The sequence below is a fragment of the Streptomyces sp. NPDC037013 genome (genome assembly GCF_055607265.1).
Window position 1 is genome coordinate 780,992 of record NZ_JBVJRV010000004.1, and the last position, 17,358, is coordinate 798,349.

At 72.4% G+C, this 17,358-nt stretch carries 14 protein-coding genes; 4 read left to right on the plus strand and 10 right to left on the minus strand.

Annotated elements, in window-relative coordinates; translation table 11 throughout:
- Positions 1-13 precede the first annotated feature (13 nt).
- The 3 genes from scpA to ACZ7DY_RS18050 form a co-directional block, all read right to left on the minus strand.
- On the minus strand, positions 14-2,215 hold the full coding sequence (gene scpA, locus ACZ7DY_RS18040; protein WP_471136253.1) for a methylmalonyl-CoA mutase: 2,202 nt from the start codon (positions 2,213-2,215) through the stop codon (positions 14-16).
- Positions 2,215-4,062, minus strand: a complete 1,848-nt coding sequence (gene mutA, locus ACZ7DY_RS18045) for a methylmalonyl-CoA mutase small subunit (protein ID WP_471136255.1) — start codon at positions 4,060-4,062, stop codon at positions 2,215-2,217. Before mutA ends, scpA begins: the two co-directional genes overlap by 1 nt.
- A 173-nt stretch (positions 4,063-4,235) precedes the next feature.
- A complete protein-coding gene (locus ACZ7DY_RS18050) occupies positions 4,236-5,024 on the minus strand; it encodes a GNAT family N-acetyltransferase (RefSeq protein ID WP_471136258.1) in 789 nt (262 codons plus the stop codon).
- A gap of 369 nt (positions 5,025-5,393) precedes the next feature.
- Between ACZ7DY_RS18050 and ACZ7DY_RS18055 the strand changes: the two genes are divergently transcribed.
- Together ACZ7DY_RS18055 and lysA are read left to right on the plus strand one after the other, a co-directional pair.
- Complete coding sequence (locus ACZ7DY_RS18055) at positions 5,394-5,732, plus strand: SAV_915 family protein (protein WP_471136260.1); 339 nt, start codon at positions 5,394-5,396, stop codon at positions 5,730-5,732.
- Positions 5,733-5,757: 25 nt separating this feature from the next.
- On the plus strand, positions 5,758-7,212 hold the full coding sequence (gene lysA, locus ACZ7DY_RS18060) for a diaminopimelate decarboxylase (RefSeq protein WP_471136262.1): 1,455 nt from the start codon (positions 5,758-5,760) through the stop codon (positions 7,210-7,212).
- 73 nt (positions 7,213-7,285) lie between these two features.
- Here lysA and purB read toward each other — a convergent pair whose 3' ends face one another.
- Both purB and ACZ7DY_RS18070 read right to left on the minus strand, forming a co-directional pair.
- Positions 7,286-8,728: an adenylosuccinate lyase gene (purB, locus tag ACZ7DY_RS18065; RefSeq protein WP_471136264.1), complete on the minus strand. Its 1,443-nt coding sequence runs from the start codon at positions 8,726-8,728 to the stop codon at positions 7,286-7,288.
- 91 nt (positions 8,729-8,819) lie between these two features.
- Positions 8,820-9,599 (minus strand): SGNH/GDSL hydrolase family protein, encoded by a 780-nt coding sequence (locus ACZ7DY_RS18070; RefSeq protein WP_471136266.1) that lies wholly within the window; start codon positions 9,597-9,599, stop codon positions 8,820-8,822.
- Positions 9,600-9,733: 134 nt separating this feature from the next.
- On the opposite strand from ACZ7DY_RS18070, the gene yczE reads away from it, so the two are divergent.
- Both yczE and ACZ7DY_RS18080 read left to right on the plus strand, forming a co-directional pair.
- Positions 9,734-10,393 (plus strand): membrane protein YczE, encoded by a 660-nt coding sequence (yczE, locus tag ACZ7DY_RS18075; protein WP_471136268.1) that lies wholly within the window; start codon positions 9,734-9,736, stop codon positions 10,391-10,393.
- Between the two features lie 158 nt (positions 10,394-10,551).
- A complete protein-coding gene (locus tag ACZ7DY_RS18080; RefSeq protein WP_471136271.1) occupies positions 10,552-10,806 on the plus strand; it encodes a holin in 255 nt (84 codons plus the stop codon).
- Between the two features lie 20 nt (positions 10,807-10,826).
- On the opposite strand, the gene ACZ7DY_RS18085 is transcribed toward ACZ7DY_RS18080, so the two are convergent.
- The 5 genes from ACZ7DY_RS18085 to ACZ7DY_RS18105 form a co-directional block, all read right to left on the minus strand.
- Positions 10,827-11,840: a hemolysin family protein gene (locus ACZ7DY_RS18085; protein WP_471136272.1), complete on the minus strand. Its 1,014-nt coding sequence runs from the start codon at positions 11,838-11,840 to the stop codon at positions 10,827-10,829.
- On the minus strand, positions 11,837-13,171 hold the full coding sequence (locus tag ACZ7DY_RS18090) for a hemolysin family protein (RefSeq protein ID WP_471136274.1): 1,335 nt from the start codon (positions 13,169-13,171) through the stop codon (positions 11,837-11,839). The genes ACZ7DY_RS18085 and ACZ7DY_RS18090 overlap by 4 nt, the downstream gene beginning before the upstream one ends.
- Positions 13,172-13,365: 194 nt before the next feature.
- On the minus strand, positions 13,366-13,791 hold the full coding sequence (locus ACZ7DY_RS18095) for a GNAT family N-acetyltransferase (protein ID WP_471136702.1): 426 nt from the start codon (positions 13,789-13,791) through the stop codon (positions 13,366-13,368).
- Positions 13,792-13,914: 123 nt separating this feature from the next.
- Entirely contained in the window at positions 13,915-16,479 is a 2,565-nt protein-coding gene (locus tag ACZ7DY_RS18100) for an ABC transporter permease (RefSeq protein WP_471136277.1), read from the minus strand.
- Positions 16,480-16,492: 13 nt separating this feature from the next.
- The gene (locus tag ACZ7DY_RS18105; RefSeq protein WP_471136280.1) at positions 16,493-17,329 is read right to left on the minus strand and encodes an ABC transporter ATP-binding protein; all 837 of its coding nucleotides are present in this window, start codon (positions 17,327-17,329) and stop codon (positions 16,493-16,495) included.
- Between the last annotated feature and the right edge of the window lie 29 nt (positions 17,330-17,358).

Consider the following 17,358-nt stretch of genomic DNA (forward strand, 5'->3'; position numbering starts at 1 on the left):
GGCGCTCACCGGCTCACAGGTCGTGGCCGAGGTCGGCCGCCAGTCGGTTCACCAGGTCGTACGCCGCGTCCGGGATCACCGTGCCGGGCGGGAAGACGGCCGTGGCGCCCGCCTCGTGCAGGGCGTCGACGTCCTGCGGCGGAATCACCCCGCCCACCACGATCATGATGTCCTCGCGGCCCTCGGCGGCCAGCTCCTCGCGCAGCGCCGGCACGAGGGTCAGGTGCCCCGCCGCCAGCGAGGAGACGCCGACGATGTGCACGTCCGCCTCGACGGCCTGGCGCGCGACCTCCGCCGGGGTCTGGAAGAGCGGGCCGACGTCGACGTCGAAGCCCAGGTCGGCGAAGGCACTGGCGATGACCTTCTGGCCGCGGTCGTGACCGTCCTGGCCCATTTTGGCGACCAGGATGCGCGGCCTGCGGCCCTCGGCCTCGTCGAACGCGTCCACGAGCGCACGGGTCCGCTCGACGGACGGGGACTGGCCTGCTTCGGTGCGGTACACACCGGAGATCGTACGGATCTGGCCCGCGTGCCGCCCGTACACGCTCTCCAACGCGTCGGAGATCTCACCGACCGTCGCCTTGGCGCGGGCCGCGTCGACCGCGAGCGCGAGCAGGTTGCCCTCGAGACCCTGGCCGGGGCCGCGCTCGGCCGCCGCCGTGAGCGCGCGCAGCGCCTCCTGGGTGGCCGCCTCGTCGCGCTCCTCGCGCAGCCGCTTCAGCTTGGCGATCTGCTGGGCGCGCACCGAGGAGTTGTCGACCTTCAGGACGTCGATCTGCTCGTCCGTCTCCACCCGGTACTTGTTGACGCCGATGACCGGCTGGCGGCCGGAGTCGATGCGGGCCTGGGTGCGCGCGGCGGCCTCCTCGACGCGCAGCTTCGGGATGCCGGCGTCGATGGCCTGCGCCATGCCGCCCGCCGCCTCGACCTCCTCGATGTGCTGCCAGGCACGGCGTGCCAGGTCGTACGTGAGCTTCTCGACGTACGCGCTGCCGCCCCACGGGTCGATGGTCCGCGTCGTGCCCGACTCCTGCTGGATCAGGAGCTGGGTGTTGCGGGCGATGCGTGCGGAGAAGTCGGTCGGCAGGGCGAGCGCCTCGTCCAGGGCGTTCGTGTGCAGCGACTGGGTGTGGCCCTGCGTCGCCGCCATCGCCTCGATGCAGGTGCGGGTGACGTTGTTGAACACGTCCTGCGCGGTCAGAGACCAGCCGGACGTCTGCGAATGGGTGCGCAGCGAGAGGGACTTGGCGTTCTTCGGGTCGAACTGCTTGACCAGCTTCGCCCAGAGCAGGCGCGCCGCGCGGAGCTTGGCGACCTCCATGAAGAAGTTCATGCCGATCGCCCAGAAGAACGAGAGCCGCGGCGCGAACGCGTCGACGTCCAGGCCCGCTTCCTGACCGGCCCGCAGATACTCCACGCCGTCGGCGAGCGTGTACGCCAGCTCCAGGTCGGCCGTGGCCCCCGCCTCCTGGATGTGGTAGCCGGAGATCGAGATGGAGTTGTAGCGCGGCATCTTCTGCGAGGTGTACGCGAAGATGTCGGAGATGATCCGCATCGAGGGCTTCGGCGGATAGATGTAGGTGTTGCGGACCATGAACTCCTTGAGGATGTCGTTCTGAATGGTCCCGGCCAGCTTCTCGGGCGGTACGCCCTGCTCCTCGGCGGCCACGATGTACAGCGCGAGGACGGGCAGCACCGCGCCGTTCATCGTCATCGACACGGTCATCTTGTCCAGCGGGATGCCGTCGAAGAGCTGACGCATGTCGTAGATGGAGTCGATGGCCACCCCCGCCATGCCGACGTCGCCCGTCACCCGCGGATGGTCGCTGTCGTAACCGCGGTGCGTGGGCAGGTCGAAGGCGACCGAGAGCCCCTTCTGACCGGCCGCGAGGTTGCGGCGGTAGAAGGCGTTGGACTCCTCGGCGGTGGAAAATCCCGCGTACTGCCGGATCGTCCAGGGCTGGTTCACGTACATCGTCGGGTAGGGGCCGCGCAGGTACGGCGCCACGCCCGGGTACGTGCCGAGGAAGTCCAGGCCCTCCACGTCGGCGCCGGTGTAGAGCGGCTTGACGGCGATGCCCTCGGGCGTCTCCCACAGCAGATCGCTCTCCGACCTGCCGGTGGACTCCTTCACGGCGGTGCGCCACTGCTCGTGCGAGCCGGCCGCGCCCGCGCCGCCGCTCAGGTCGATGGAGGAGAAGTCGGGGATGCGCATTACGCCACTCCCATGCGGTCGAGGGTGGAGGAGAGCACGGCGACGGCGTCGCAGCCCGCGAAGACGTACGCGTCGACATCGGCGTACTCCCCGCGCCCGGCGAGGAAGACCCGCCGCGCGCCCGCCGACTTCAGGGCCCGCGCCACCGCCTCGGCCTGCTCGGCATAGAGCGCGTCGCCGGAGCACAGGCACGCGATCGTCGCGCCGCTGGCCCGGAACGCCTCGGCGGCCGTCTCCGGATCCACCGTCGCCGGATCGTGCACGGCCTCGATGCCGCCCGCCTGGAAGAGGTTGGCGGCGAAGGTGGCCCGCGCCGTGTGGGCGGCGGCGGGACCGAGCGCCGCGAGGAAGACCCGCGGCCGCGCCCCGGTCCGCGCCAGGTGCGCGTCCGAGCGGGCGCGCAGCGCTTCGTACGCCTCGTCGCGGCGCACCCGGGGCAGACCGCCGGACGGCGCGGCCGGGGCGGGGTCGCGTTCCACGGGACGCTCGGCGAGCAGCGGGAACTCGCTGACACCGGTGATGGGTTCGCGGCGCGCGGCGAGCTTCTTGCCGCGCTCCGCCCAGGTCGCCGCGAGACGTTCGCCGACCATGCCGGAACGCAGGGCCGCGGCCTGGCCGCCCGCACGCTCGATCTCCTGGAAGAACGCCCAGCCGGCCTGCGCGAGTTCGTCGGTGAGGCGCTCCACGTACCAGGAGCCGCCGGCCGGGTCGATCACCCGCGCGAGGTGTGATTCCTCGATGAGGATCGTCGAGGTGTTGCGGGCGATGCGGCGCGCGAACGCGTCCGGCAGGCCCAGCGAGTGGTCGAACGGCAGCACGGTGACGGAGTCGGCGCCGCCGACGCCCGCGGCCATGCAGGCCACCGTCGTGCGGAGCATGTTCACCCACGGGTCGCGGCGGGTCATCATGACCGGCGACGTCACCGCGTGCTGGCGCTGCGCGCCCGCGTCGGCGGCGCCGCACACCTCGGCCACCCGCGCCCACAGCCGCCGCGCCGCACGCAGCTTGGCGATGGTCAGGAACTGGTCCGCGGTGGCCGCGTAACGGAACTCCAGCTGCGCACACGCCTCGTGGACGCCGAGGCCGGCCGCGGTCAGCTCCCGCAGGTACGCGACGCCGGTGGCGAGGGAGGCGCCGAGCTCCTGCGCCGCCGAGCCGCCGGCCTCGTGGTAGGGGAGTGCGTCCACCGTGAGCGCGCGCACCCCGGGGTGGCGGTCGGCGCAGATCCGGGCCAGCTCCACGGCCTCGGTCGCGTCCAACGCCTCGCCGGTACGGGCCTCGTGGCCCAGTACGTCGGCGCCGAGGGTGCCGCGCGCCGACTCCGCAGCGACGCCCGCCGTCTCGTACAGACCGAGCAACGCGCGGGCGGCGGGGGCGAATTCCGCTCCGGCGTCGAGCGCGACGGGCGCGAGGTCGAGATAGACGCCCTTCAGTGCCGTCGCGAGACCGGAGACCGGGACGCCGTTCGCGCCGACGCCGAGCCAGACCGACGTGACGCCGTTCTCCAGGTCGGCGAGGACGGCCTCGTTCGTCCGGGCGGGGTCGGTGCTCGCGTGGCGCTGTCGTACGTCCCACCCCGTGGCCGCGCTGCCGCCGGGTGTGCCACCCCGTACGAACGGGGCGAAACCGGGATGTCCGACATCGGGCGCGGTGTCGTGGGCGGTGTACAGAGGGCGGGTGGTGAGCCCGTCCTCGAGGGCGGTGGACAGCGCTTCCTCGACAGCCGGCCCCGATACGTCCTTACCCGACTTGCGCAGCACGCCTTCCACAAGGCGGTGCCACTGCTCATGGGTCGCATCAGGGAACTCGGCGGCCAGCGAAAGCCCGTCGTCAGGCAGGACCGTCATGCCCCGATGCTAGGGCGCAACCGGTGGCACGCGGTGCCATCCAGGGCTGTGACCTTGCCCTCTTCTGATCGCTCTTGATCTCGAACGAGCGGACGGCTAGTGATTGCCGCGGGCATCGAGCACCAGGCGTCGAGCTCCGGGCGGCGCCCCGGTCCCGGCACGGCGGGGGCCCGTCACGCGGAGGCACGGCCGGCCTGCCGGGGCCGTGCGAGCGGCTTTCCCGTGACGTAGTGGACGTACTCGTGCCGCAGCCTGAAGCCCGCCGTCCAGGCGAGCAGGCGGCTGGGACGGTTGTCGCGGCCGCAGGACCAGCTGGCGGTGCGGCCGCGCGCGGCGATGTCCCCGCACAGCGCGGTCACACAGGCGAGGGCGAGGCGCTCTCGGCGGCGCTCGGGCGCGGTGAGCACGGCCACGTCCTCGTACTCCTGCCCGGTGAAGTAGCTGCAGGCGACGGCGGCGACGCGGCCGCCGCGGTCGACGGCGGCCCAGCCGTGCCCGGAGGCGGCGAGACCGTCGGGCCCGCCCCAACTGTCGTGGATCCAGGACGAGTCGGGGGAGAGGGCGGCGAGCGCGGGCGCGTCCTCCGGCACCAGCCTGCGGACGGTCACGCCCCGCGGCGTACGGGGCGGGGCTACTTCCTCCTGGTGGACGTACACCATCCGCTCGTCCGGCACGAGCCGGTCGAAGGCGGCGCCGAGCACCGGAAGGAAGCGGGCCGGGGCCTCGACATGGCTGTGCGCGAAGGGGGCCAGCAGCTCCGGCTCGACACCGGCGGCGTCGCCGCGCAGCAGCACATGGCCGGCGCAGGAGACCGCCACGGCCCGCGGGTCGAGCGCGCGGTCGGCCCACCACTGCCCGACGCCCGTGGCCGCGACATGGTCGGGCAGCGAGCCGGGTCCGGGCGTCCCGGGGGCGAACCAGCGGGGCACGGCGGGCAGGTGGTGCGGCAGAAGCTCAATCATCAGCCCCTCCTCCGGAGTGAGACCTTCGAGTGAAACGGGTACGTCGCCGGGCCGGGCCGTAGCCGGCGGCCGACCACTCCGGACCCCGGGTTCCCGCTCCGTCCAACATCCAACTGTCCCGCGCCCGCTCGCTCAAGAGCGCCCGGTCGACTCTGACTCGACCCATACGAGTGGACGGCCGCCGCGTCGGCATCGCGTCAGAGGGCGGCGTCGATGCGTCAACGTGGCGTCATGGAGGGTCGGTTGGCACGGTGTGCCGGGCATAACGTCACCGTATGCCGCGGACGGCGGACCGGATCCCCGGCCACGGCCACCTGCCCCACCATCTTTCGTTTCCCTCCCCCTCTCCTGTCTCCACCGGAGGAATCCATGGCAGAGCTCCTGTACGGCGAGGACCCCGAGCCCTGTGAACCCGGCCCGGCCGGGCTGCTGTTCGTTCCCGTCCGGCCGGGACCCGCGGGCTGTGTGGCCCGCCTGTTCCGGACACCCCTGGGCGGCCGCACCGCCGTCGCCTTCACCTCCCCGCAGCGGCTGAGCGCCGCCCTCGGCGCCCGGCAGGCGTGGATCAGGCTCTCCGCGCCGGCGCTCAGGTCGCTCACCGAACCGCTCGGCGTCGGCGAGGTCACCGTCGACCCGCCGCCGCCCCACGCGCTGGTCGTCACCGGTCCGGCGGCCCCGACGAGTGCCCCGACCCACCGGATCGGCTGAGGCCGGGACGGAGAGAGAAGCCCCCATGAGCACACTGCGCGCAACACCCCTCCCGGCACCGGCACCCGTAGAGGCACCCGCTCCCTTGGCGGCACCGGCCCCACCGCCCTCCTCGGCCCCGACGCCCGCCGCGCCGCCGCAGCGGAGCACCCCGGCCGCACCCGCCGCCCGGCCCGACCGCGACCAGGAGCTGTCCGTCTGGCCCGGTTCCACCGCCCGGCTCGCCCACGGTGACCTCGCCGTCGGGGGAGTGCCGCTCACCGAGATTGCCGAACGCTTCGGCACCCCCGTCTACCTCATCGACGAGGGCGACGTGCGTGCCCGGTGCCGCGGCTACGTACGCGCCTTCCCGGACGGCGAAGTCCTCTACGCGGCCAAGGCGTTCCTGTGCCGCGCCATGGCGCACTGGGTCGCACAGGAGGGCCTGGGCCTGGACGTGTGCTCGGCCGGCGAGCTGGAACTCGCCGTCACGACGGGCTTCCCCGCGGACCGCATCGTGCTGCACGGCAACGCGAAGAGCCCGCAGGACCTGCGGGCTGCCCTCCGGCTCGGGGTCGGCAGGATCGTCATCGACAGCGCGTGGGAGATCGCCAGGATCGCCGCCGCGGTGCCGCCGGGCAGCCGTCAGAAGGTGCTGGTCCGGGTGGTGCCCGGCATCGCCGCGGGCGGGCACGCCAAAATCCGGACGGGCACCGAGGACCAGAAGTTCGGCCTCTCCCTCACGGACGGCTCCGCCCAGCACGCGATCGCCCGCATACTCGACCGGCCGACGCTCGAACTGGTGGGCCTGCACTGCCACCTGGGCTCGCAGATCTGCACGGAGAAGCCCTTCCTGGCCGCCGTGCGCCGCATGGTCGGGCTGATGGCCCGGATCAAGGACCAGCACGGCGTCACCCTCCCCGAACTGGACCTCGGCGGCGGCCACGGCATCGCGTACCGCCCCGGCGAGGCGGCGCTCGACGCCACCACCCTCGCGCGCAAGGTGCGGGCCGAGCTGGCCGAGAGCTGCGCGGCGGCCGGACTGCGGGTGCCGCGCCTGATCGTGGAGCCGGGCCGGGCCGTCGTGGGCCCGGCCGGGGTGGCGCTCTACCGGGTCCTCGCGGTCAAGCAGACCGGCGGGCGCACCTTCGTCGCCGTGGACGGCGGCATGAGCGACAACCCGCGGCCGGCCCTCTACGGAGTGCGCTACGTGCCCCGCCTGATCGGCCGGCGCTCCACGGCGGAGGATGCCACCGTGACGGTCGTCGGGCGGCACTGCGAGGCGGGCGACGTCATCGCCTCGGACGTCCCGCTGCCCGGCGACGTACGGCCGGGGGATCTGCTCGCCGTGCCGGCCGCCGGGGCGTACCACCTCTCGATGGCCTCCGGATACAACCTGGTGGGCCGGCCGCCGGTCGTCGCCGTCTGCGACGGGCACGCCAGGCTGCTGGTGCGCCGCGAATCGCTGGAGGACTTCCGCAGCCGGGACGTCGGCCTGTAGGGGCACGCGCGACGGCCCCGGGGCGGGGAGCCCCGGGGCCGTCGCGGAGCGTGCGCTCCCGCAGGTCAGAGGGTCAGAGAATCGCGCCCGGCGTGTAGGCGGCGGCCTCGGGGTGCTCCTTCAGCAGGGCCTCGATCTGCGCGACGACCGTGCTCACCTGGTCGCCCGCGGCGCCGGTGAAGGACAGCTTGTCGGCCATCAGCTCGTCCAGCTCCGCGCGGTCCAGCGGGATGCGGGCGTCCGCGGCGAGCTTGTCGAGCAGTTCGTTGCGCTCGGCGCCCTGCTCCCGCATGGCGAGGGCCGAGGCCACGGCGTTCTCCTTGATGGCCTCGTGGGCCTCCTCGCGGCCGACGCCCTTGCGCACCGAGGCCATCAGGACCTTGGTGGTGGCGAGGAAGGGGAGGTAGCGGTCGAGCTCGCGCGCCACGACGGCGGGGAAGGCACCGAACTCGTCGAGCACCGTCAGGAAGGTCTCCAGGAGACCGTCGAGCGCGAAGAACGCGTCGGGCAGGGCGACCCGGCGCACCACGGAGCAGGAGACGTCGCCCTCGTTCCACTGGTCGCCCGCGAGCTCGCCGGTCATCGAGGCGTAGCCGCGCAGGATGACGGTGAGACCGTTGACGCGCTCGCAGGAGCGGGTGTTCATCTTGTGCGGCATCGCGGACGAGCCGACCTGGCCCGGCTTGAAGCCCTCGGTGACCAGCTCATGGCCGGCCATCAGGCGGATCGTCTTGGCCAGCGAGGAGGGCGCGGAGGCGATCTGCACCAGGGCGGTGACGACCTCGTAGTCGAGCGAGCGCGGGTAGACCTGGCCGACCGAGGTGAAGGCGCGGTCGAAGCCGAGGTGCCCGGCGATGCGCCGCTCCAGGTCGGTCAGCTTGTCGGTGTCGCCGCCGAGCAGGTCGAGCATGTCCTGGGCGGTGCCGACCGGGCCCTTGATGCCGCGCAGCGGGTAGCGGCCGAGGAGGTCGTCCAGGCGGCGGTGGGCGGCGAGCAGTTCGTCGGCGCCGGTCGCGAAGCGCTTGCCCAGCGTCGTCGCCTGCGCGGCGACGTTGTGGGAGCGGCCGGCCATGACCAGCTCGGCGTATTCGCCGGCGAGCTTGCCGAGCCGGGCGAGCACCGCGACGGTACGGGAGCGGATCAGCTCGAGGGAGAGCCGGATCTGCAGCTGCTCGACGTTCTCGGTGAGGTCGCGGGAGGTCATGCCCTTGTGGACGTGCTCGTGCCCGGCGAGGGCGTTGAACTCCTCGATGCGGGCCTTCACGTCGTGGCGCGTTACCTTCTCGCGCTCGGCGATGGAGGCCAGGTCGACCTGGTCGAGGACGCGCTCGTAGTCGGCGATGGCGGCGTCCGGGACCTCGATCCCGAGGTCCTTCTGCGCGCGCAGCACGGCGAGCCAGAGCTGACGCTCCAGCTTCACCTTCTGCTCGGGCGACCAGAGGGTGGCGAGCTCGGCGGAGGCATAACGTCCGGCGAGGACGTTCGGGATACGGGGCTTTGCAGGCGCGGCAGTCACGTGTACGGATTCTACTGGGCATTCGTGCAGGCCAGCGCCACGCCCCCGTTCGTCGGAAGCTACGAAGCCGGCATGGCCCGCCGGGCGGACCCTAGGGGAGCGGGCCGTCGTACGGAAGCAGCTCCGGGCGCTTGGGGGCGCGGCCGTCGCCGGAGGAGCGGCCGGTGAGGCGGCGGCCTATCCACGGGCCGAGGTACTGCCGGGCGAAGCGGGCGTCGGCGATGCGGCGCGTGGCCCAGCCCGGCACGACGGCCGCGGGCAGCGGGCTCTGCCAGTCGTCCTCCGGTTCGTGGCCGAGCGCCTGCCACACCGCCTCGGCGATCCTGCGGTGCCCCTCGGCCGTCGGGTGCAGCCGGTCCACGTCCCACAGGCGCTGGTCGCCGAGGACGGCGGCGCCGTACAGGTCCACCACCAGGGCCCCGTGCCGGCCCGCGAGGTCGTCGACGTACGAGTAGAGCTCCTCCATGCGCGGCCGGAAACGTTCCATCACCGGGCCCTTGCGGCCGGGGCTGCGCATCAGGACGAGCTGTTTGCATGAGGGGGCGAGCCGCTCGACGGCCTCTTCGAGCAGGCCGCGCACGCGCCCCATGTCGCACTTGGGGCGCAGCGTGTCGTTGAGGCCGCCCACGAGGGTGACCACGTCGGCCTGCATCGCGGCCGCGACGCCCACCTGCTCCTCGACGATCTGACCGATGAGCTTGCCGCGTACCGCGAGGTTCGCGTAGCGGAAGCCGGGGCTGCGCGCCGCCATCCGGCCGGCCAGGAGGTCGGCCCATCCGCGGTAACTGCCGTCGGGCAGCAGGTCCGACATTCCCTCGGTGAAGGAGTCGCCCACCGCGACGAGGCTGGTGTAGTTGGCATTCATCTGCATGGCGGGAGCGATGGTAACCCGCCGGGGCGCTCCCGTGGCGGCCAGGTTGGACAGCGTCGTAGTCGGGTTCGAAAGAGCGCGCTCTGCCGGTTGAGGTCGCGGGGTGACATGTCACTCGCCCCCCTCCTACCGTCATGCGTGACACGTCAACCATCTGGGGGGCGTCTGGGGACACGCCATCGGGGGTGCCGGTGCTGACACGGTCATTGAGCCTGCTGTCCGGGCTCGTCCTGTTCGGCGCGAGCATCGCGCTCATGGTCGCCGCCGACCTCGGCCTGCCCTCGTGGGACGTCCTGCACCAAGGCGTGGCGCGCGCCACGGGGCTGCCCTTCGGCTGGGTGGTCAACATGGTGGGCGCGCTGGTGCTCCTGACCTGGATACCGCTGCGGGTCCGCCCCGGCATCGGCACGCTCTGCAACATTCTCGTCGTCGGCCTCGCCGCCGACGCGACCCTCGCCCTCCTGCCGGAACCCCGCGCCCTCGCCGTCCGGACCCCGCTGCTCCTCGCCGGCATCGGCCTCAACGCCCTGGCCACCGGTCTCTACCTCGGAGCGGGGCTCGGACCGGGACCGCGCGACGGCCTGATGACCGGCCTCGCCCGCCGCGGCACCTCGATCCGCCTGGCGCGCACCGCGATCGAGGTCTGCGTCCTGGTGGCGGGCTGGCTGCTCGGCGGCTCCGTCGGGGTCGGAACGGTGCTGTTCGCCGCCGCGATCGGCCCGCTCGCCCAGCCCGCCATCCGCCGCTTCTCCGCTCCGGCCGTCGCACCCGGCTCCGACGCCACCCCCACGTAAACGACCGGCGTGATGCCTCGTCCGTACGTCGTCTCAGCCGGCACGCCTCGGACTGGAGCGCGAGGGCCCCCGCTCCCCGGGGCGCGGAAGATCTGGGCAGAGCGGCCCGACGGCGGTATGTCATAGGCACCCGTCGTCACGAGAGAGCGAGCCCGCCCATGTGGACCGCAGCTTTCTGGAAGGCCACCGCGGAACGCGCGATCCGCACGTTCGCGCAGGCGCTGGCCGCCGTACTGGTGGCCGGGGCGACCAGCCTCCTGGACGTCGAATGGGCCGCCGCCTTCGCCACGGCGGGTCTCGCCGCCGTCCTCGCGGTCCTGACCGCGATCGGCGCGTCGGGAGCCGGGGCACCGGGCCCCGGCCTCACCGAACAGCCGACCACGAAGGCGAGCACGGGCGAACCGGCCCTCTGACGGGGCCGGCCCGCCCCGCGTCACACCGGCTGGCCGAACAGCTCCCGCAGCACGTCCTCCATCGTGACCATGCCGGCCAGCCGCCCGTCCGAACCGAGCACCGCCGCCACGTGGGTACGGCTGCCGCGCATGGCGGTCAGCACGTCGTCCAGGGGCGTGGTCTCGCGCACCTGCGCGATCTTCCGCATCTCCGGCACCCGGAACGGCAGATCGCGCGGGGCCCGGTCCAGCGCGTCCTTGACGTGCAGATAGCCGACGATGCGCCGGCCGTCGTCGACCACCGGGAAGCGGGAGAAACCGGAGTCGGCCGAGAGCTGCTCCAGCTTCTCGGGGGTGACGCCCACGCGCGCGTAGACCACGTCCTCCAGCGGCAGGACCACATCCCTGACCGGACGGCGCCCCAGTTCGAGCGCGTCGTGCAGGCGCTCCTGAGCGCGGTCGTCGATCAGACCCGCGTCACCCGAGTCCTTGACCATGCGGGCGAGGTCGGCGTCCGAGAAGCTCGCCGACACCTCGTCCTTCGCCTCCACCCGCATCAGCTTCAGCAGCCCGTTGGCGAACGCGTTGATCGCGAAGATCACCGGGCGCAGCGCCCGCGCGAGCGCCACCAGCGGCGGGCCGAGCAGCAGCGCCGAACGCACCGGCTCGGCGAGCGCGATGTTCTTCGGGATCATCTCGCCGAGCAGCATGTGCAGATAGGTCGCCACGATCAGCGCGATGACGAACGAGATCGGGTGGATCAGCCCGTGCGGCACGCCCACCAGGTCGAAGACCGGCTCAAGGAGATGCGCGAGCGCGGGCTCCGCGACGATGCCGAGGACGAGGGTGCACAGCGTGATGCCCAGCTGGGCCGCGGCGAGCAGCGCCGACACGTGCTGAAGCCCCCACATCACGCTCTTGGCGCGCCGGTCCCCCTCCTCCGCGTGCGGCTCGATCTGGCTGCGCCGTACGGAGATGAGCGCGAACTCTGCGCCCACGAAGAAGGCGTTGACGACGAGCGTCGCCAGGGCGATCAGCAACTGGATGGCCGTCATCGGGCTTCCTCCTCGTGGTCGCCGGTGTCCAGGGGTGCGTGCAGCAGCACGCGTGCGGCACGCCGTCCCGCGGCGTCGACCACGTCGAGCCGCCAGCCGCCCACCTCGACACGGTCACCGACGGCGGGGATGCGGCCGAGCTCCGTCGCGACGAGGCCGGCGAGCGTCTCGTACGGACCGTCCGGGACCCGCAGGCCGACCCGCGCGAGCTGGTCGGTGCGGGCCGCCCCGTCGGCGGAGTAGAGGGTCCTGCCCTCGTCGTCGGAGCCGGAGAGGGCGATGTCGGACGTCTCGTGCGGGTCGTGCTCGTCCCGCACCTCGCCGACGACCTCCTCGACGATGTCCTCCAGGGTGGCGACGCCCGCGGTGCCGCCGTACTCGTCGATGACGACGGCCATGGTGCGTTTGCCCGAGAGCCGGTCGAGGAGCCGGTCGACGGTGAGCGTCTCCGGTACGAGGAGGGGTTCGCGCATCCGTTCGGCGACGGGCACGCGGTGCCTGCGCTCGGCGGGGACGGCGAGGACGTCCTTGATGTGGGCGATGCCGACGACCGTGTCGAGGTTGCCGCGGTAGACCGGGAAGCGGGACAGGCCCGTGGCGCGCGTGGCGTTCGCGACGTCCTCGCAGGTGGCGTGCACGTCCAGGGCCATGACCTGGACGCGGGGCGTCATCACGTTCTCCGCGGTCAGGTCGGCGAGGTTCAGCGTGCGCACGAACAGCTCGGCGGTGTCCGCCTCCAGGGCGCCCGCCTTCGCGGAGTGCCGGGCCAGCGCTATCAGTTCCTTGGGCCCGCGCGCGGAGGCGAGCTCCTCGGTGGGCTCCAGGCCGAATCGGCGTACGGAACGGTTCGCGGTGTTGTTCAGATGGGCGATGAACGGCCGGAACAGGGCACTGAACAGACGCTGGGGGGTGGCCACGCGCTTGGCGATGGCGAGCGGCGAGGAGATCGCCCAGTTCTTGGGGACCAGCTCGCCGATGACCATCAGGAAGACCGTCGACAGGGCCGTGCCGAGAGCCAGCGCGATGGATGAGGCCGCCGAGCTCGGGATGCCGATGTCGCGCAGGGGGCCCGCGATGAGCTTGGCGATGGAGGGCTCGGAGAGCATGCCGACGACCAGGTTGGTGACGGTGATGCCGAGCTGGGCGCCGGAGAGCTGGAAGGTGAGGTTCTTGACGGCCTTGAGGGCTCCGGCCGCGCCGCGCTCACCCCGCTCGGCGGCCCGCTCGAGCTCGCTGCGCTCGACCGTCGTGAGGGAGAACTCCGCGGCGACGAAGACACCGCACGCCAGGCAGAGCAGCAGCGCCACGAGGAGCAGGAGCACTTCGGTCATCGGGTCACCTCCGTCCCATGATCGGGCAGGGGCGGGAGGAATGCGCGATGTCGGGTACTAGGAGGCTCGCCCATGGGCGGACGCTCACACCTTTCAGTCGGATACGAGTGGTGCAACCATGGTAAAGGATCAGCAAAGCGACTCGAACCCTTGTCGGCCCGAATCGAACGCGTGTCGGGTCGGGGGTGGCGGGCTCAGCCGTTGAGGGGCTTCACCCAGCGGCTCCACTGCGGCTCGGGAACGTAGCCCGCCGCACGCCAGGCATGGTGCGCGAGGTCGTTGCGGTCCAGGACCATCGCGTCGCCGCGGCGCCCGCCGAGCCGCACGAACCGTTCCTCGGCGGCGGCCAGCAGCGCCGAGCCCACACCGCGGCGGCGGTGGTCCGGGTGCACGGCGAGACGGTAGAGGTGGCAGCGCCAGCCGTCGAAACCGGCGATGACCGTGCCCGCAAGCTCTCCGGCGTGCTCGGCGAGGATCAGCGCCCCGGGATCGCGGGCGACGAGCCGCTCCACCCCGGAGCGGTCGTCGCTGATGCTGGTGCCCTCCGCGGCCACCTTCCAGAAGGCCAGTACCGCGTCGAGGTCGTCGGGCCCCGCGGCCCGTATGCGGAGGTCGGTCATACGGAGATCGTCCATGGGGCCATCCCATCACCGGCCGTCCCCGGGGCGTGCGGAGATTTCAGGATGCGGACGGCGGGGGAGCAGGCGGTCCCGGCCCCCTCACTCATGGGCGATGACCGCCGGTCACTCGTGGGCGATGGCCGCCAGCACGTTCATCCGCGACGCGCGGAGCGCGGGCAGCAGCGCCGCCGCGAGCCCGACGACCACCGAGCCGATCACCACGGCGACGATCGTCGTCCAGGGGAACGCCAGCTCCTTCATGCCCTGCAGCGCAAGGACCTGCTGGACGGCCACGCCCCAGACGAGGCCGAGCGCGAGCCCGAGCAGGGCCCCGAAGACCGCGATCACCACCGACTCCAGACGGATCATCCGGCGCAGCTGGCGCCGGCCGAGCCCGATGGCGCGCAGCAGTCCGATCTCGCGGGTGCGCTCCACGACCGACAGGGCGAGGGTGTTGACCACGCCGAGCACCGCGATGACGATCGCGAGCCCGAGCAGCGCGTAGACGAGATAGAGCATCACGGCGATCTGCTGGCGGATCAGCTCCTTGTAGTCCGCCTGGTCGCGCACCTGCACCTGCGGATAGGGGTCGAGGGTCTTGTCCAGGCGCGCGCGCAGGGTGTCCGCGTCCGTGCCGGAGGCCGCGTTGACGTACAGGGCGGAGTCCTGACCGCCCGGCACGTACTTCTCCACCGTGCCGAACCCGAGGAAGAGACCGCCCTCCACGCCGAACCCCTCGGGCGCGTCCTGGTCGGTGAGCGCGCCGACCGTCAGCTTCGTCTCACGCCCGCCGGGGAACGTCGCGGGCACGCTGTCGCCGAGCCGTACCCGGTGCTTCTCCGCGAAGTCCTTGTCCATGCCGATCCGGCCGTCCGCGAGCGCCGCCCGTGAACTGCCCTGCGCGTACGCGACCTTGGCGACGTCGTCGAGCCGCGGATCGTAGCCCGCCGCGGTCGACTCGACGTTCTTGCCGTCGGGCAGCGCCAGCTTGATGGGGGTGAAACGCTGGCGTACCACGAGACCCGCGCCCTCGGTGTCCCTGACCTTCTCGGTGATCTCCGCCGAGAACGGCATGAAGTTGCTGTTCTGCACGACGAAGTCCGCGCCGAGCGTCTTGTCTATCTGCCGGTCGAACGACTTGGTCATCGACGCGCTGGCCACCGAGAGGCCGCCGACGAGGGCGAGACCCACCATCAGGGCGGCCGCCGTGGCGCCCGTGCGGCGTGGGTTGCGCAGTGCGTTGCGCTGGCTCATCCGGCCGACCGACCCGAAGACCGCGGGGAACGCGCCGCCGAGCACCCGGATCACCGGCCGCACCAGGAGGGGTCCCGCGATGACCGTGGCGATCAGGGTCAGGACGATGCCGAGCCCGAGCAGCGAGGCCGCCGAGGACGTCTTCTCGGCGGTCGCGCAGCCGACCAGCGCAGCGGCACCCGCCGCCGCGACGACCAAGCCGGCGACGGCCCGCACCTTCAACGGCCGCCCCACCCCGGCGATCTCGGCATCGGCGAGCGCCGCCATCGGCGAGACGTGCGCGGCCCGCCGAGCCGGCAGGTATGCGGCGACGAAGGTGACGCCGACCCCGACGACGTACGAGGAGACGGGGGTGGCCCACCCGATGACCATCTCCGTGGACTTGAGGTTCATCCCGAACAGACCCATGAGCTGGATCAGGCCGAGGGCCAGGCCGATGCCCGCGGCGAGCCCCAGCGTCGAGCCGATCAGACCGAGCAGCAGCGCCTCGATGAGCACGGAGCGGCGCACCTGCCTGCGGTCGGCGCCGAGTGCGCGCAGCAGTCCCAGTTCGCGGGTGCGCTGCGCGATGAGCATCGAGAAGGTGTTGACGATCAGGAAGATGCCGACGAGTACGGCGACGCCCGCGAAGCCGAGCATCACGTACTTGATGACGTCGAGGAAGCCGCCGAGCTGGGCCGCCGCGGACTCGGCCTGCTCGTCCGCCGTCTCCAGTTCGTAGCCGGAGCCGAGATCGGCCGCGATCCGGCGCTTGAGGGTCGTGTCGGCGATCCCGTCGTCCGCCGTCACCGAGATGCTCGTCGCCCGGTCCGTCGAGCCGAGGAGCTTGCCCTGGGCGGTCGGGGTGTCCAGGAAGATCAGGGCCGCACCGGGGTTGGTGGTGGTGAACGTGGCGATGCCGACGATCTTGACCTTGAACGAGCCGGGGCGCGCGAGGACGGTGAGCGTGTCGCCGATCCCCACGTCCTTCTTGTCGGCCGTGTCCGCGTCGATCAGCGCCTGGCCCGCGCCGTGCGGGGCGTGGCCCGAGGTGAGCTCCACGGGGCTGCGGTCGGTGGGGTACCAGTTGGTGGCGATGGTGGGGGCGCCGGTCGTCGGGCCCACGGGTTCGTTGTCGCGGTCGACGGCGGTGATGTTCTCCACGGCCGCGTCGACGTGAGTGTCCGCGACGCCGGGGACCCGCGCCACCCGCTCCGCGAGGCGTGCGGGCACCGTGGGGGTCTGCCCCGAGGGGACCGCCTCGTCGAGGTCGTCCTTGGCGGCGACCGTCACGTCGGCCGACGTGGAGGCGAAGAGCCGGTCGAAGGTGCGGGTCACCGTGTCCGAGAAGATCAGGCTCCCCGCGACGAACGCCACCGAGAGGATGACGGCGAGCGCCGAGAGCACGAGCCTGCCCTTGTGCGCGAGGAAGCTTCTGAGTGTCGCCTTCAGCACCGCGGCCCCCGGTTCAGCTCTGCTCGGACGCGCTGTCGGACGGCGTGCCGGGCGCGGTTATGCCGGGTGCCGTCGCATGCAGGGCGTCGAACCGTTTCATGCGTTCCAGGACCGCCTCCGACGTCGGTTCCTCCATGTCGTCCACGATCCGGCCGTCGCCGAGGAAGAGGACCAGGTCGGAGTGGGCGGCCGCACCCGGGTCGTGGGTCACCATCACCACGGTCTGGCCGAGCTGGTCCACCGCGTCGCGCAAAAAGCCGAGCACCTCCAGGCCGGCCCGGGAGTCGAGGTTTCCCGTCGGCTCGTCGGCGAAGATGAGCTCGGGTTTCGCGGCGAGCGCCCGCGCGCAGGCCACGCGCTGCTGCTGCCCGCCGGACAGCTGGGCGGGGCGGTGCTTGAGACGGTCGCGCAGTCCCAGGGTGTCGATCACGTGCTCCAGCCAGTCGCGGTCGGGCCGCTGCCCGGCGATGTCCATCGGGAGCGTCATGTTCTCCAGGGCGTTGAGCGTGGGGATGAGGTTGAAGGACTGGAACATGAACCCGATGCGGTCCCGCCGCAGCCGGGTGAGCTCGCGCTCCTTGAGGCCCGTGATCTCGGTGTCGCCGAGCCACACCTGTCCCGCGGAGACGCTGTCGAGCCCCGCGAGGCAGTGCATCAGCGTGGACTTGCCCGAACCGGACGGGCCCATGACGGCGGTGAAGCGTCCGCGCGCGATGTCCACGTCCACGGAGTCGAGGGCGAGGACGGTCGTCTCGCCCGAGCCGTAGGCCTTGGTGAGGCCGCGGGCGCGCGCGGCGGTGCCGGCCGGCCCCGAACGGTCCGTGGACGGTGCCGAAGCAGGTGTGGACAAGGCGGCCTCCTGGGTTGTGGCCGGACCAA

Coding starts and splice junctions, on each gene's coding strand:
- ACZ7DY_RS18080 (WP_471136271.1), top strand. CDS start 10,552: ATGTGGACCGCAGCTTTCTGGAAGGCCACCGCGGAACGCGCGATCCGC.
- lysA (WP_471136262.1), top strand. CDS start 5,758: ATGAGCACACTGCGCGCAACACCCCTCCCGGCACCGGCACCCGTAGAG.
- yczE (WP_471136268.1), top strand. CDS start 9,734: ATGCGTGACACGTCAACCATCTGGGGGGCGTCTGGGGACACGCCATCG.
- scpA (WP_471136253.1), bottom strand. CDS start 2,215: ATGCGCATCCCCGACTTCTCCTCCATCGACCTGAGCGGCGGCGCGGGC.
- mutA (WP_471136255.1), bottom strand. CDS start 4,062: ATGACGGTCCTGCCTGACGACGGGCTTTCGCTGGCCGCCGAGTTCCCT.
- ACZ7DY_RS18095 (WP_471136702.1), bottom strand. CDS start 13,791: ATGACCGACCTCCGCATACGGGCCGCGGGGCCCGACGACCTCGACGCG.
- ACZ7DY_RS18085 (WP_471136272.1), bottom strand. CDS start 11,840: ATGACGGCCATCCAGTTGCTGATCGCCCTGGCGACGCTCGTCGTCAAC.
- ACZ7DY_RS18070 (WP_471136266.1), bottom strand. CDS start 9,599: ATGCAGATGAATGCCAACTACACCAGCCTCGTCGCGGTGGGCGACTCC.
- ACZ7DY_RS18050 (WP_471136258.1), bottom strand. CDS start 5,024: ATGATTGAGCTTCTGCCGCACCACCTGCCCGCCGTGCCCCGCTGGTTC.
- ACZ7DY_RS18090 (WP_471136274.1), bottom strand. CDS start 13,171: ATGACCGAAGTGCTCCTGCTCCTCGTGGCGCTGCTGCTCTGCCTGGCG.
- ACZ7DY_RS18055 (WP_471136260.1), top strand. CDS start 5,394: ATGGCAGAGCTCCTGTACGGCGAGGACCCCGAGCCCTGTGAACCCGGC.